This window comes from Sulfuriferula sp. (assembly GCF_054605375.1).
The window spans coordinates 1-14,394 of record NZ_JBTSEG010000028.1 but is presented as its reverse complement, the minus strand read 5'-3'; the positions used below and the strand labels follow the sequence as shown (position 1 = coordinate 14,394).

Here is a 14,394-nt window from a genome sequence, read left to right as displayed (position 1 = left end):
CGCTTATTCCAGTAGTTCTCGGAGTAAACCGAATCGCCAGCTTATTGTGGGAAAACCCTAACTGTCGCGATGTTCCTGCTCGATACTCAATGCCCGTGAGCGACTGCACCGCCTTTGAGTACATACATGGTGCCGCAATATGGGCATAGCGCTTCGCCCTTGACTTCGATCGGCAGAAACACGCGCGGGTGTGAGTCCCATGCGATCATGGCGGGGGTCGGGCAATGCAGCGGCAGATCGTCGGCGCCGACTTCGATAATGCGCTGGGTATTTTCGTGTTGTACAAGAGCCATGATTTTCCCTTAAATGTAACTAAGCCAGTCGGTGTGTTTGGGGTCTTTGCCGGTCACGCAATCGAAGTACATTTTTTGCAGCTGTGTGGTGATTGGGCCGCGTCCGCCTGCGCCGATGGTACGGTTATCGAGTTCGCGTATCGGCGTGACTTCAGCGGCAGTGCCGGTGAAAAAGGCCTCGTCAGCGCTGTACATTTCGTCACGAGTGATGCGCTTTTCCACGACCTGAAGACCGATTTCGCCGGCCAGCTGCACGATGGTGTCACGTGTGATGCCTTCCAGCGCGCTGGTCAGGTCGGGGGTGATGAGTTTGCCGTTGCGCACGATGAACACGTTCTCGCCGGAGCCTTCGGCAACGAAGCCGTCCACGTCCAGCAGCAGGGCTTCCTGGTAGCCGTCCTGAGCGGCTTCCTGGTGCGCCAGGATGGAGTTCATGTAGTTGCCGTTGGCCTTGGCCTTGCACATGGTGACGTTGACGTGGTGGCGTGCAAACGATGACGTCTTCACGCGGATGCCGTGCTCCAGCGCTTCCGCACCCATGTACGCGCCCCAGGTCCAGGCAGCAACGATGACGTGGGTGGACAGGGTTTTGGCGGAAATGCCCATCGCCTCAGCGCCATAGAACGCCATCGGGCGCAGGTAGGCGGATTCGAGATTGTTGTCGCGCACTGCGGCGAGCTGAGCTGCGGTAATCGTGGCTTTGTCGAACGGGATTGTCATGCCCAGGATATGCGCCGAGCGAAACAGGCGGTCAGTATGCTCCTGCAAGCGGAAGATCGCGGTGCCCTGGCCGGTCTTGTAGGCACGTACGCCTTCGAATACGCCCATGCCGTAGTGCAGGGTGTGGGTGAGGACGTGGGTGGTGGCGTCGCGCCAAGGCACCATCTTGCCGTCGTACCAGATAAAACCATCGCGGTCAGCCATTGACATTGCAGCAACTCCAAAGACTTGTAAAAGGGAAATTGTAACCGATTCGGCGCGCGCCGGTTATCCGAAAAGCATATGCCAAAGCTGCCTGACTGCCGCTGCATGACCGGCAACCTGATCGAGCTCGATACGTGCAGTCTGCGCACTCTGCAGGCGCAACGCGTGCTGCAACCGGCGAAATTCGCGGTAAGCGCTGCGCACCGCTTCGGCGTCGCTGGACGGGATCAGTTCCAGCCCGGCAGCGAGCTTGAGCAACGCGAGGTTGCCGCTGTTGCGGGTGAGTTCGGGATGATGTGCGGCGTGGGCCAGCACCAGGTATTGCACCATGAATTCCACGTCCACGATGCCGCCGGCGTCGTGTTTGAGGTCGAACAGCGCGCTGCGATTGGGATGGCCGTCGTGCATTTTCCGGCGCATGGCGAGCACGTCTTCGCGTAGTTTGGCGGGGTCGCGCGGCTGCGTGAGGATGTCGTAGCGGATGCGCTCGAACGCGGCACCCACGGCGGCGTCGCCCGCCACGTAGCGGGCGCGGGTCAGCGCCTGATGTTCCCAGGTCCAGGCGTGGCCGTGCTGGTATTGGCTGAATGCCTCGACGCTGCTGACCAGCAGGCCGGCCGCGCCGTCCGGGCGCAGGCGCAGGTCGGTCTCGTAGAGCACGCCGGCGGAGGTGGTGCTGCCCAGCCAGGTGTTGATGCGCTGGGCGAGGCGCGCATAGTGCTCGGCGGCTGCGGGCGCGGGGTCGTCGTAGAGAAATACCAGGTCGAGGTCGGAAGCATAGCCCATCTCGCGCCCGCCCAGCTTGCCGTAACCGATGACAGCAAAGTCTGGCGTAGCGCGGTGGCGATTGCGCACGCCCGCCCACGCCAGCGGCAGGGTGGCTGAAAGAATCAGCGCGGCCAGGTCGGAGAGATGGTCGGACAGGGTCTCCAGCGCCAGCACGCCGGTCAGGTCTTGCGCCAGCAGGTGAAAGGTGACGCGCTGACGGAATTGGCGCATGGCGTCCATCTGGCGTTCGGTGTCACCGCTGTGGGTGTCCATCAGCGCGTGCAGCTCGTCGTCCAGTGCAGGCCAATCCGGCGCGGCGTAAAGCACGCGAGTGTCGAGCAGCTCATCCAGCAGCATCGGGTTGCGTGCCAGATACTGCGCTGCCCACGGACTGGCTGCGCACAACACGGCCACGCGCTGCAAGGTGGCGGGGTATTCCACCAGCAGCGCCAGGTAGGAATCGCGCCGTGCCACGGTTTCCAGCAGATCGAGGATGCGCGCCAGCGTGGCATCGGGCGGGCTGCAACCGGCAGCGACTTCGATCAGCGCCGGCATCAGTGTGTCAAAGCGCGCGCGATTGCTGGCGGGGAGCGTGGTATAGCGGGTGCTGGAGCGGATCTGGCGCAGGCGGTTGCAGACTTCGGCAGGTACGCTGTAGCCAAGGTCAGCCAAAGTTGCCAGCGCATCGACGTCTTCCAGCGCGCCTTGCCATAATCCGGCCAGTGGATGGCTGCTCTCGTCTGCCTGTGGAGCAGCGAATACCTGATCGAAGTGGCGTGACACATGATGACGATGGATGTTGAGCGCGTTCAGAAAAGCCGGGTAATCGGCAAATCCCATACTGCTGGCGATGCGCAGGTGATCATCAGGCTGAACAGGCAAGATCTGGGTTTGCGCGTCATCCAGGTATTGCAAACGATGTTCCAGATTGCGCAAGAAAACATAAGCCGCCAGGAGTTCGGTCACGGCCGATTCCGGTAGCAGGCCGCGCGCGGCCAATAAAGAAAGTGCAGTCAGCAGTGAACGGGTTTGCAAAGCAGGTACCTGACCGCCTCGGATAAGCTGGAATACTTGTGCGATAAATTCGATCTCGCGGATACCGCCCGGCCCCAGCTTGATGTTGTCGGCTCGGTCGCGGCGCACGACTTCGCGGCGGATCTGCGCGTGCAGTTCGCGCATCGCGGCAAACGCATTGAAGTCCAGATATTTGCGGAACACGAACGGGCGGATGATCTGGTCGAGCTCAGCCAGCCGGGTGCCGGTCAGCGCGCGCCCCTTGATCCACGCGTAGCGCTCCCACTCGCGGCCGTGGGCTACGAGGTAGTCCTCGAATGCGGCATAACTCATCGCCAGCGGCCCGGCGTCGCCCCATGGGCGCAGGCGCATGTCCACGCGGAACACGAAGCCGTCGGCGGTCAGGCCGGAAATCGCCAGGCCGAGCTTTTTGCCCAGCAGGATGAAAAAATCGTGGTGGGAAATGGGCTTGGCGCCGGTGGTTTCACCCTGTTCCGGATAGAGGTAGATGAGGTCGATATCCGACGAGACATTCAGCTCGCGACCGCCCAGCTTGCCCATCCCCACCACCACCAGTTGCATGTCGCTGCCGTCCGGATTTTTCGGCATGCCGTGTTTCTGCGCCAGCCAGGCGCTGTGGTGGGCGAGGGCGAACCGCAGTGTGGTTTCGGCCAGATCGGTGCAGGTGCCCATGACTTCGGGCAGGTCAGCCAATCCACCCAGGTCGCGCACAATCAATCTTGCCATCACGTCCTGGCGCAATTTGCGCAGGGCGGTGTTGAGTGCGGTTTCATCGCCGGGGGCCGCAGCCAGCAACTGTGCCTGCATGGTGTCTGCGTTGAATGGCTGCGCCAGCCCGGTGGCGAGGCGCCCGGCAAACTGGACATCCGCTGCCAGCAGACGCGCCAGATAACGGGAATGAGAGGTTGCGCGTTCAATCAAGTGATGTGCTGGCATGATGGCTTCAGGTTAAAATGGTTCTTTGTACTACGTATCAGAATAATTCAGGAGCCCCGCATGGCCAATATCGAATCCATTTTGCAGGAAACACGCATTTTTCCGCCTTCTGCTGCATTCCAGGCACAGGCCAACGTCTCGGGCATGGACGGCTACCAGGCCTTGACTGCGCGCGCAGCGGCGGATTACGAGGGCTTCTGGGCGGATATGGCGCGCGCCAGCATCACTTGGAAAAAAGATTTCAGCAAAACCCTGGATGAATCCAATGCGCCATTCTACAAGTGGTTTTACGACGGCGAGCTGAATGTTTCCTACAACTGTCTCGACCGCCACCTGCCGGACAAAGCCGGCAAGACCGCGCTGATTTTCGAGGCCGACGACGGCACGGTGACGCGGGTCACTTATCAGGCACTGTACAACCAGGTGTGCGCGTTCGCCAATGGCTTGAAATCGCGCGGCGTGCAAAAGGGTGATCGGGTCATCATCTATATGCCGATGAGTGTGGAAGCCGTGGTGGCGATGCAGGCCTGCGCGCGCATCGGCGCGATACATTCGGTGGTGTTCGGCGGATTTTCCGCCAGGTCGCTGCACGAGCGCATCCGCGATGCGGGCGCCCGGCTGGTAGTGACGGCAGACGGCAGTATCCGCGGCGGCAAGACCGTGCCCTTGAAATCGGCGGTGGATGCGGCGATTGCGCTGGGCGATTGCGAATGCGTGGAGACTGTCGTGGTGTACCGGCGCAGTGGCGACGAGACCGCCTGGAACGCCGCGCGTGATATCTGGTGGCACGATCTGGTGAACGGCATGACGCATACCTGCGAACCGGAATGGGTCAACGCTGAACATCCGTTGTTCATTCTCTACACGTCCGGCTCCACCGGTCATCCCAAGGGCGTGCAGCATTCTTCTGCTGGTTATCTGCTGGGTGCGATCCTGTCGATGCAGTGGGTATTCGACGCCAAACCGGACACCGATGTGTTCTGGTGTACCGCCGACGTGGGCTGGGTTACCGGCCACAGTTATGTGGTTTACGGGCCATTGGCATTGGGCATGACCGAGGTGATTTTCGAAGGCGTGCCGACCTACCCCGATGCCGGGCGCTTCTGGAAAATTATTCAGGATCATAAGGTTACCACGTTCTATACCGCACCCACGGCGATCCGTTCGCTGATCAAGCTGGGCGCTGATTTACCCAAAAACTACGATCTTTCCAGCCTGCGCCTGCTGGGTACGGTGGGCGAACCGATCAACCCGGAAGCATGGATGTGGTACTACGAAACGGTTGGCCAGAGCCGCTGTCCGGTTACCGATACCTGGTGGCAGACCGAAACCGGCGCGCACATGATCGCGCCGCTACCCGGTGCAGTGGCGGCCAAACCCGGCTCATGCACGCTGCCGTTGCCCGGCATCATGGCCGACGTGATGGACGAACAGGGCGGCAGTGTGCCGTTGGGGCAGGGTGGTTACCTGGTGATCAAGCAGCCGTTTCCGTCGCTGCTGCGCAATTTGTGGGGCGACCCCGAGCGCTTCCGGAAAACCTACTTCCCTGCGGAACTGGGCGGCAAAATATACCTTGCCGGCGATTCGGCACACCGCGATAAGGATGGTTACTACTGGATCATGGGGCGCATCGACGACGTGCTGAACGTGTCCGGCCACCGCCTGGGCACCATGGAAATCGAATCCGCGCTGGTGGCCAATCCGCTGGTGGCGGAAGCGGCCGTGGTGGGCAAGCCGCATGACATCAAAGGCGAAGCAATCGTCGCCTTCGTCGTGCTCAGAGGGGTGCGTGCGTCGGGTGACGAGGCGAAAAAAATTGTCGCGGAACTGCGCGACTGGGTGAGCCAGGAGATTGGCCCCATCGCCAAGCCGGATGAAATCCGCTTTGGCGATAATCTGCCCAAGACCCGTTCCGGCAAGATCATGCGCCGCCTGTTGCGCGCGATCGCCAAGGGCGAGGAAATCACCCAGGATGTGTCTACGCTGGAGAATCCGGCGATTCTGGAACAACTCAAGGAAGCGGTGCGGTGAGTTTGCAAATCAGCCGGCATGGCGCCAATAGATAAGGCAAATGGGGGACAGGATTAACAGGATTTTTTGCAGAATTGACAGGATTACACCCCAAAATTTTGGCCGGTTCTGGTCTTGTTCTGCCCTGTCAATCTTGAGAAATCCTGTTAATCCTGTCCTCTTGGTCGTTCCCTGGTTAAGGTAGTGATATGACGGTATTGGGTATTTCAGCATGATTGCTTTTAGCCGCCGCTGGATCAGGCGTGGCGTTGACTATGTGTTTCTGCCGCTGGCGTTGCTGTTCGTGGCGCTGGTTTTGCTGTTGCGTTTGTGGATATTGCCCGACATCGACCGCTGGCGTGACGACATCGCCGCGTCCATCAGTCACAGCGCCGGGCAGCGCGTCACGCTGGGCGAAATCAATGCCAACTGGCAAGGCCTGCATCCGCACCTGCGCATCCGCGACATTCGCGTGTTTGGTGCAGACGGGCGCCCGGCACTGTTTCTGGCCGATGTGCGCGCGGTGCTGTCGTGGACATCACTGCTGCACGGCGAGCTGCGCCTGGCCTCGCTCACCATGGACGATGTGGCGCTCACCATCCGGCGCGACATGCAGGGCATCCATGTGGCGGGTATCCTGCTCAACCAGTCCGGTTCATCCGGCGGGTTTGGCGACTGGCTGCTGGCACAGCGGAATATCCAGGTCAATCATGCCACGCTGGCGTGGGACGACGAACGCCGCGGTGCGCCGTATCTGGTGGCGCGCGATGTCAACCTGACACTGCAAAATCGTGGCCATCGGCACCGTTTTCGCCTGACCGCCATTCCGCCCGAACAGCTTGCCCAGCCACTTGATATACGGGGTGATTTCAGCGGGCGCAGCCTGGATGACCTGGCCAGTTGGCATGGCCAAATATACGCTCGGGTGGATCGTACCGATCTCGGCCAGTGGCGCCAATGGCTGACGCTGCCTTATGCCATCAGCCAGGGTTACGGCGGCCTGCGTGTGTGGCTGGATGTGGCCAGCAGGCAAGTGATTGCCGCAACAGTGGATGCTTCCCTGCGCCAGGTGTCGGTACAGTTAGCGGCGAATTTGCCGGTATTGAAACTGGCGAATATATCCGGGCGCACCATCTGGAAGCGCTTGGGGTTGGCGCAGTCGTTTGCGGTCAAACGGTTGAGTTTACGCACAACGAATTTTGTCTATGTGGCGCCGTTCGACCTCACGCTGCGGCTGGATCCGGCTAAAGCGAACCTGCCGGGCGGCGGCCGTATTGATACGAATAATATACAGCTCGATCGACTGGCGGTATTGGCACCCTATCTGCCGCTGGATGCAACGCAACGCCAGCGCCTGACAGATTTGCAGCCGCGCGGCCAACTGGAGAAATTCACGCTGGCGTGGCGCGGCAGCACAGACCATCTGCCGATCGATTACCAGGTCAAGGGCCGTTTTACCCGGCTCGGCTGGCAGGCTCAGGGGAATTTGCCTGGTGCCGCGGGATTGACCGGAAATATCGATGCAACGCGGAGCAATGGCACGCTGTCGATCAATAGCAGCAATGTGATGCTGGCGCTGCCGCGTGTGCTGCCTGTAGCGGATGTGGCGCTCGCTACCCTGACAGCACAAATGAACTGGCGCGAGCAAAAGCAAGGGTATCTATTCAAACTCACCGAAGCTTCATTCGCCAATACCGATCTGTCAGGCAGTGCGTTTGGCGATTATCAGTATCAATCAGGGCAGCGGGGAAACATCGATTTGACCGCGCGCCTGGATCGATTGGATGCACGTCAGGTTTATCGTTATCTTCCCGTGACAGTCAATGAACACACGGATCAGTGGCTGCAAACAGCATTATTGGGTGGGCAGGCTCGCGACCTGAGCGTGCGTCTCAAAGGAGATCTTGCGCACTTTCCTTTTCGGGGCGGGCGCGATGGTTTATTCGAAGTGGCTGCCAGGGTCGAAAATGGCGTGCTGCAATACGCGCCGGATTGGCCCAGGATCGAAGGCATACAGGGGAATCTGCTGTTTCGCGGCGAGCGTATGGAAATTACCTCGAATCAGGCGAACATCTATGGCGTGGCACTCAGCCGGGTAAGCGCAATTGTTCCTGACTTGTTCAATGGAAACTCAATGCTGGAAGTTAACGGTGAGGCGCGCGGGGCTACGGACGCGTTCGTGCGCTTTGTCAATACCAGTCCAGTGACAAAAATAATAGACGGCATCACCAACAATATGGGTGCCACCGGCAACAGCCGGTTGCGACTGAATCTGAAAGTGCCGTTGCACCATGCGCACGATGTCACTGTGGCTGGCGATCTCGCCTTCGACGGCAATACGCTGACCCCTGTCGGCATGCCGCCATTGCAGAATATCCGCGGCCGGCTGCAATTCACCAACACCGGCATTGCCGCGCAAAACATCAGCGTTCAACTGTTGGGCGGGCCCGCTACGATTTCAGCGGCCAGCCAGCCGGGTGGGATAACGCGCCTGGTTACCCAGGGCCGCATGAGTGCGGCCGGGCTAATGCCCTTTCTGACTCCGGCGTTGGCAAGCCATCTGCGCGGCACGGCGGATTGGCACGCGACGATCGATCTGCGCCATCTTCAGGCCGAAGCCGATTTTGAATCAAATCTGGTGGGTATGGCATCGGATTTGCCGCCACCTTTTGCCAAGACAGCGGCGCAGAGCCAGCCGCTACGCGTGAAAAAAACCCTGCGCGCAGCGGGTGAATCGCTGCTGTCGATCCATTATGGACAGGTAGCTTCGGCGTTGCTGTTACAAACGCTGAAAAACGGCCAACCGGTGTTTGAACGCGGTGCATTGCGTTTTGGCGGCGAGGCGGTACTTCCGGAGGAGAGCGGACTATGGATTACAGGCTCGCTGCCCCTGTCTGGTCTGGATCGCTGGCGCAATCAGTTTTCGGCGGCAGGAACCGGTGCGGACGGGTTGCCATCCCTGGCCGGGGTCAATCTCAACTTCAGTACGCTCGACCTGTTTGGCCACCGTTTTCAGGATATCAACATCAATGCACGCAACCAGAGCGGCACGTGGCGGGCCAACGTAGCCGGACAGGGTGTCAATGGCGAGGTGACATGGCAACCTGCAGATGCCAGTGCTGGCCGGCCGCAGGACAAACTCAGTGCTCATTTCAAAACCCTGGACATCCCGGCGGCCCTGCCTGCAGACGGAGTGAAATCCTCACAGAATGGCAGCCTGCCGGCGCTGGATATCAACGTGGATAATTTACAGTTGAAAAATCGTCCGCTCGGTCAATTGCAGGTCACCGCCACACCGCACGAAAGCGGTCTTGATTTTGAATCAATCCGCCTCTCTCACCCGGACAGCACTTTGACCATGCAAGGGATCTGGAATCCTGACCGCATTCCGCAGACCCAGGCCAAAATTCACCTTGAGGTGAATGATGTGGGCAAGTTTCTTGGACGTTTCGATCATCCCGGCCTGGTCAAGCGCGGCCGGGCAACACTGGATGGCGAGGGCGAGTGGAACGGCACACCCGCGGATATTGCCATTTCCTCGTTGTCCGGCACGTTTGCATTGAAGGCCAGCAGCGGCCAGTTTGCCAAGGTAGACCCTGGTATCGGCAAGCTGTTGGGGGTGCTCAGCCTGCAGGCATTGCCGCGCCGCATCGGGCTGGATTTCCGGGATGTGTTTAGCGACGGGTTCGCCTTCGATGAGATTTCCGGTACCATGAGGTTGAGCCGTGGCGTGGTTTACAGTGACGATTTCCGCATGCAGGGCCCTTCCGCCAAGGTACGCATGAGCGGTGTAGTGGATATCAATGCCGAGACCCAGCAGTTGCGCGTGGCGGTATCCCCCAAACTGAGCGAAAGCGTGGCGCTGGCAGGCACCCTGATTGGCGGTCCGGTGGTTGGTCTGGGTGCGCTGGCCGTGCAAAAACTATTGAAAGATCCCTTCGGGAAGGCGGCCACATTCGAATACAGTGTGACCGGAGCGTGGGCTGATCCGGTAGTCAAGCGGATTGCGCGGGGTGACGCCGAGCCGTAATCCGGGTTGATCAGGCCGCCAGAAAAATGCAGCAGCATGGAGAAAGTCGTGAGCGATAAACATAGTAAACCCTCTTCCAGTTTCGCCAAACCAAAAAGCCGCACAGCCGTGGTAAAGCCGGCACGTGCCCATGCGCCGGGTGTAATTCGTATGGCAGCTATCCAGATGGCATCCGGGCCCAATGTAAGCGCCAACCTGGCCGAGGCCGAACGGCTGGTTGCATTAGCCGCAGCTGGCGGCGCAAAGCTGGTGGCGTTGCCGGAATTTTTTGCCATCATGGGCAACAAGGACACCGATAAGGTGGCCGTGCGCGAGGAAGTGGGCAAGGGCCCAATCCAGAAATTTCTCGCGGCTGCCGCGAAAAAACACAAAATCTGGCTGGTAGGCGGCTCGGTACCCATGGCCTGCGACAATCCAAAAAAAGTTCGCAACAGCTGCCTGGTCTATGATGACAAAGGCAAGCTGGTGGCCCGTTACGACAAGATTCACCTGTTCGGACTCGATTTGGGCGTCGAACATTATCAGGAAGAAAAAACCATAGAACCCGGTGACCAGGTGGTGGTGCTGGATTCGCCGTTTGGCCGTATCGGGTTGTCCGTTTGCTACGATCTGCGCTTCCCTGAACTGTATCGCGCCATGCGCGATGTGGACATCATTCTGGTGCCGTCGGCATTTACTGCCACCACAGGCAAGGCGCATTTTGAAACGCTGGTGCGCGCGCGCGCCATTGAAAATCTGGCCTATGTCATTGCGCCGGCGCAGGGCGGGTATCACTTGTCCGGACGTGAGACGCATGGCGACACGATGATTGTTGATCCATGGGGCGTGGTGCTGGATCGTTTGCCGCGCGGTTCCGGGGTAGTCATGGCGGGTATCAATTCCGCCTATCAGGCGAGCTTGAGGAAAAGCCTCCCCGCATTGAAACATCGCACGCTGGATTGCAGCCATATCCGGATCAAGGGCAAGGCGATCAAATAGCTTGAACGCCGGCGCTTTGTCACCATCTAACCCGTATTCACTTCACAGGCGTATTCCATGACGACTTCCACACTCACCGGTGTACTGATCCCCAATCCGGAAATGTTGTTCCAGACCGCGCATGAAACGCTGCTGATCCCCAACCAGCTTGACGCCAGCCAGCTGGATGGCGTGTTCGGGCGGCTTATGGACCATCATGTGGACTACGCCGATCTGTATTTTCAATATACGCGCTCCGAAGGCTGGAGCCTGGAAGAGGGGCAGGTCAAATCCGGAAGCTTCAACATCGAGCAGGGCGTGGGGGTGCGTGCAGTATCCGGCGAAAAAACCGCGTTTGCCTATTCCGATGACATCAGTCAGCCTGCACTACTCGCTGCTGCCGAAGCCACCCGCGCCATTGCCAAGAGTGGCGCGGTACGCAAGCCGCATGCGGTGGCGCGGCCAGGTGGGCACGCCCTGTATCAGCCGATGGATCCGCTCACCACTCTGAAAGACGCGGAAAAAGTTGTTCTGCTGGAAAAACTGGAACGCTATGCACGCGCTATTGATAGCCGCGTCACCCAGGTCATGGCGAGTCTGGCGTCGGAATATGATGTGGTATTGATTGCGCGTTCCGATGGTCACCAGGCAGCCGATGTACGCCCGCTGGTACGCTTGTCGCTGCAGGTGATTACCGAGCAGGATGGCCGGCGCGAACAGGGGTCAGCCGGTGGCGGCGGACGTTTCGGGTATGAGTATTTCAGCGATGCGATGCTGAAAAAATATGCCGAACAGGCGGTGCATCAAGCGCTCACCAATCTGGCTGCCAAACCGGCACCGGCGGGCAGCATGACCGTGGTGCTGGGCGCGGGCTGGCCGGGTATTCTGCTGCATGAAGCAATCGGCCATGGCCTGGAAGGCGACTTCAACCGCAAGGGTAGTTCGGCATTTGCCGGACGTGTGGGTGAACGTGTTGCTGCCACCGGTGTTACCGTGGTGGATGACGGTACCCTGATGAATCGGCGTGGTTCACTTAACGTCGACGACGAAGGTAATCCCACTCAATGCACCACGCTGATCGAAAATGGCGTGCTCAAGGGCTATATGCAGGACACGCTCAACGCGCGTCTGATGGGCGTGCCGATTACCGGCAATGCACGGCGTGAATCCTTTGCGCATATCCCTATGCCGCGCATGACCAACACCTATATGCTCAATGGCGACAAGGACCCGGCCGAGATCATTGCCTCGGTCAAGCACGGCCTGTATGCGGTGAACTTCGGCGGCGGACAGGTGGATATTACCAGCGGAAAATTCGTGTTTTCTGCGGCCGAGGCCTACATGATCGAGGATGGCAAAATTACCTATCCGGTGAAAGGTGCTACCTTGATAGGCAATGGTCCCGATGTGCTCACGCGCGTCTCCATGATCGGCAACGACATGGCGCTCGACCCAGGTGTCGGTACTTGCGGCAAGGAAGGCCAGAGCGTGCCAGTCGGCGTTGGTCAGCCAACCTTGCGCATTGATGGTTTGACGGTGGGCGGCACCGCCTGACGCGCACAAAGCGTGCATGGATGCACGGGCGTGGTGCGGGGTCCGGATGTTGCCCTGCCCAGCAGCGCCGCAACTGCGCCGCGAACCCCCGGTATGCAAATTGCTGTTATCAGGTTCAGCGTCGTTTTAACCTGACTGTCAAACGCAGTCTGTAAGCTTCCTGCTTAATCGAACGGAGAATATTCATGGCCGAGTCCAAAGCAAAAACCAAAACCAAAACATCAGGTAAAACGGCATCCACTGCTGCCGAAACCAAAGTCAAAACCAAAACAAAAACTGCAAAGCCTGCGACCGGAAAATCCGCAGCCAAGGCTGTGGTAGCCGCCAAGCCCAAGGTGGCCAAGGCTAAAACGGCTGCCCCCGTTGAGAAGGCACCGGCAGCCAAACGCAGTGTGAAGGCTATGCTCCCAGTCAGTCCCGAGCAGCGCTATCGCATGATTGCCGAAGCGGCCTACTACATTGCCGAGCGTCGCAGTTTTGCGCCAGGTGATCCGACTGCAGACTGGGCGCAGGCGGAAATGCAGATCGTTGCCCTGCTGAAAAAATAGCCGGCTGTTTTCATCCGATTGAAACATCAAATCGAGGCTGGACGGCTCATCCATCAGCCGGGTTAGGCTACAATCGTGCTTTTATCGAATGGCGTGTAAAGCATGATCCTCATCCTCACTCCCAATACCCGCTCGGACAGTTCTGCTTACCAGCAACTCATGGGCTATCTGGACAAGTTGCCGGGTATCCAGTATCGCGTACATGAAGAACAGGGCGCGACGCAACTGCTCACCGAGATTTACCTGATCGGCAGCACCGCCGGGCTGGCCATGGACTACATGCAAAGCCTGCCGGGGGTAGAGCGCGCGGTGCGCGTATCCGAAGAATATCGCGTACTCGGACGCCATCAGGCCAATGACCCGCGCCCCAGCCATTTTGAATACAATGGCGTGCGCTTCGGCCAGGACAACCTCAATGTATTCGCCGGGCTGTGCGCGGTAGATAACCGCGAGCACGTCGAACAAATGATGAAGGTACTGCGCGACAATGGCCAGGTCTGCACGCGCATGGGCGCCTACAAGCCGCGCACCAATCCCTATGCGTTCCAGGGGCACGGCAAGGACTGCCTGCCCTACGTATTCGAGCTGGCCGGCAAATACGGCATCAAGGTCATCGCCATGGAGATCACCCATGAGTCGCACATGGACGAGATTTTCGAAGCGCTGCGCCAGACTGGCGACCCCACCGGCGTGATGCTGCAGATCGGTACGCGCAATACACAAAACTTCGAACTGCTTAAAATCGTCGGACGCCAGCAGCGCTTCCCGGTGCTGTTGAAGCGCGGTTTCGGCATTACCCTGGACGAATCCCTCAACGCCGCCGAATACCTGGCCAGCGAAGGCAATCGCAAAGTCGTGTTCGGCCTGCGCGGGATGAAAACGAATATGGGCGACCCGCACCGCAACCTGGTGGACTTTGCCCACGTGCCGGTAGTCAAGCGCCTGACCCGGATGCCGGTGTGCATCGACCCGTCGCACTCGGTTGGCACGCGCGCAGCCGGACCGGATGGCATGCTCGACATCGCCCATGTCGTGGCGCAAGGCGTCATCGCCGGCGCCAACATGATCCTGGTGGACTTCCATCCAAACCCCGCGTCCGCGCTGGTGGATGGGCCGCAGGCATTGACACTGCCGGAGCTGCCGTATTTCCTGGAAGACGTGGCGATTGCGCGTGAAGCTTACGAGAGGCGTCTGGCGTTGCGGCAAAAATACCCAAGTACCTGACTGTTTGCGTCAATCCGCGCCCGGCCAATTGGCCGGGTGATGCGACGAGCTGATCGAGTTGAATCCGATGCACAGCTGGTTTCAATCCGCACCCGGCCAATTGGCCGGGTGATGC

Annotated in this window: 9 protein-coding genes; 6 read left to right on the top strand and 3 right to left on the bottom strand. The window is 59.5% G+C overall.

What is annotated here, in order from left to right; all coding sequences use genetic code 11:
- Positions 1-86 precede the first annotated feature (86 nt).
- The 3 genes from ACYCZJ_RS13470 to glnE are packed head-to-tail and all read right to left on the bottom strand — an operon-like array spanning position 87 to position 3,956.
- Positions 87-293 (bottom strand): zinc-finger domain-containing protein, encoded by a 207-nt coding sequence (locus ACYCZJ_RS13470; protein ID WP_461554744.1) that lies wholly within the window; start codon positions 291-293, stop codon positions 87-89.
- Between the two features lie 9 nt (positions 294-302).
- A complete protein-coding gene (locus ACYCZJ_RS13465; protein WP_461554743.1) occupies positions 303-1,223 on the bottom strand; it encodes a branched-chain amino acid transaminase in 921 nt (306 codons plus the stop codon).
- A 57-nt stretch (positions 1,224-1,280) separates the two neighbouring features.
- The gene (gene glnE / locus ACYCZJ_RS13460; protein ID WP_461554742.1) at positions 1,281-3,956 is read right to left on the bottom strand and encodes a bifunctional [glutamate--ammonia ligase]-adenylyl-L-tyrosine phosphorylase/[glutamate--ammonia-ligase] adenylyltransferase; all 2,676 of its coding nucleotides are present in this window, start codon (positions 3,954-3,956) and stop codon (positions 1,281-1,283) included.
- Between the two features lie 60 nt (positions 3,957-4,016).
- Here glnE and acs point away from each other — a divergent pair, with 60 nt between their 5' ends.
- The 6 genes from acs (at position 4,017) to ACYCZJ_RS13430 (ending at position 14,279) form a co-directional block, all read left to right on the top strand.
- On the top strand, positions 4,017-5,987 hold the full coding sequence (gene acs, locus ACYCZJ_RS13455) for an acetate--CoA ligase (RefSeq protein ID WP_461554741.1): 1,971 nt from the start codon (positions 4,017-4,019) through the stop codon (positions 5,985-5,987).
- 211 nt (positions 5,988-6,198) lie between these two features.
- On the top strand, positions 6,199-9,996 hold the full coding sequence (locus ACYCZJ_RS13450) for a YhdP family protein (protein ID WP_461554740.1): 3,798 nt from the start codon (positions 6,199-6,201) through the stop codon (positions 9,994-9,996).
- A gap of 108 nt (positions 9,997-10,104) precedes the next feature.
- Complete coding sequence (locus tag ACYCZJ_RS13445) at positions 10,105-10,974, top strand: carbon-nitrogen hydrolase family protein (protein ID WP_461554766.1); 870 nt, start codon at positions 10,105-10,107, stop codon at positions 10,972-10,974.
- Between the two features lie 57 nt (positions 10,975-11,031).
- On the top strand, positions 11,032-12,507 hold the full coding sequence (tldD, locus tag ACYCZJ_RS13440) for a metalloprotease TldD (RefSeq protein WP_461554739.1): 1,476 nt from the start codon (positions 11,032-11,034) through the stop codon (positions 12,505-12,507).
- Positions 12,508-12,692: 185 nt separating this feature from the next.
- Positions 12,693-13,055, top strand: coding sequence for a DUF2934 domain-containing protein (locus ACYCZJ_RS13435; RefSeq protein ID WP_461554738.1), 363 nt, complete (start codon positions 12,693-12,695; stop codon positions 13,053-13,055).
- Positions 13,056-13,157: 102 nt separating this feature from the next.
- Entirely contained in the window at positions 13,158-14,279 is a 1,122-nt protein-coding gene (locus ACYCZJ_RS13430; protein ID WP_461554737.1) for a 3-deoxy-7-phosphoheptulonate synthase, read from the top strand.
- Positions 14,280-14,394 lie beyond the last annotated feature (115 nt).

Bases quoted from the DNA above. Each gene is read 5' to 3' on its own strand.
- ACYCZJ_RS13470 (WP_461554744.1), bottom strand. From the start codon at position 293: ATGGCTCTTGTACAACACGAAAATACCCAGCGCATTATCGAAGTCGGC.
- ACYCZJ_RS13465 (WP_461554743.1), bottom strand. From the start codon at position 1,223: ATGTCAATGGCTGACCGCGATGGTTTTATCTGGTACGACGGCAAGATG.
- glnE (WP_461554742.1), bottom strand. From the start codon at position 3,956: ATGCCAGCACATCACTTGATTGAACGCGCAACCTCTCATTCCCGTTAT.
- acs (WP_461554741.1), top strand. From the start codon at position 4,017: ATGGCCAATATCGAATCCATTTTGCAGGAAACACGCATTTTTCCGCCT.
- ACYCZJ_RS13450 (WP_461554740.1), top strand. From the start codon at position 6,199: ATGATTGCTTTTAGCCGCCGCTGGATCAGGCGTGGCGTTGACTATGTG.
- tldD (WP_461554739.1), top strand. From the start codon at position 11,032: ATGACGACTTCCACACTCACCGGTGTACTGATCCCCAATCCGGAAATG.
- ACYCZJ_RS13435 (WP_461554738.1), top strand. From the start codon at position 12,693: ATGGCCGAGTCCAAAGCAAAAACCAAAACCAAAACATCAGGTAAAACG.
- ACYCZJ_RS13430 (WP_461554737.1), top strand. From the start codon at position 13,158: ATGATCCTCATCCTCACTCCCAATACCCGCTCGGACAGTTCTGCTTAC.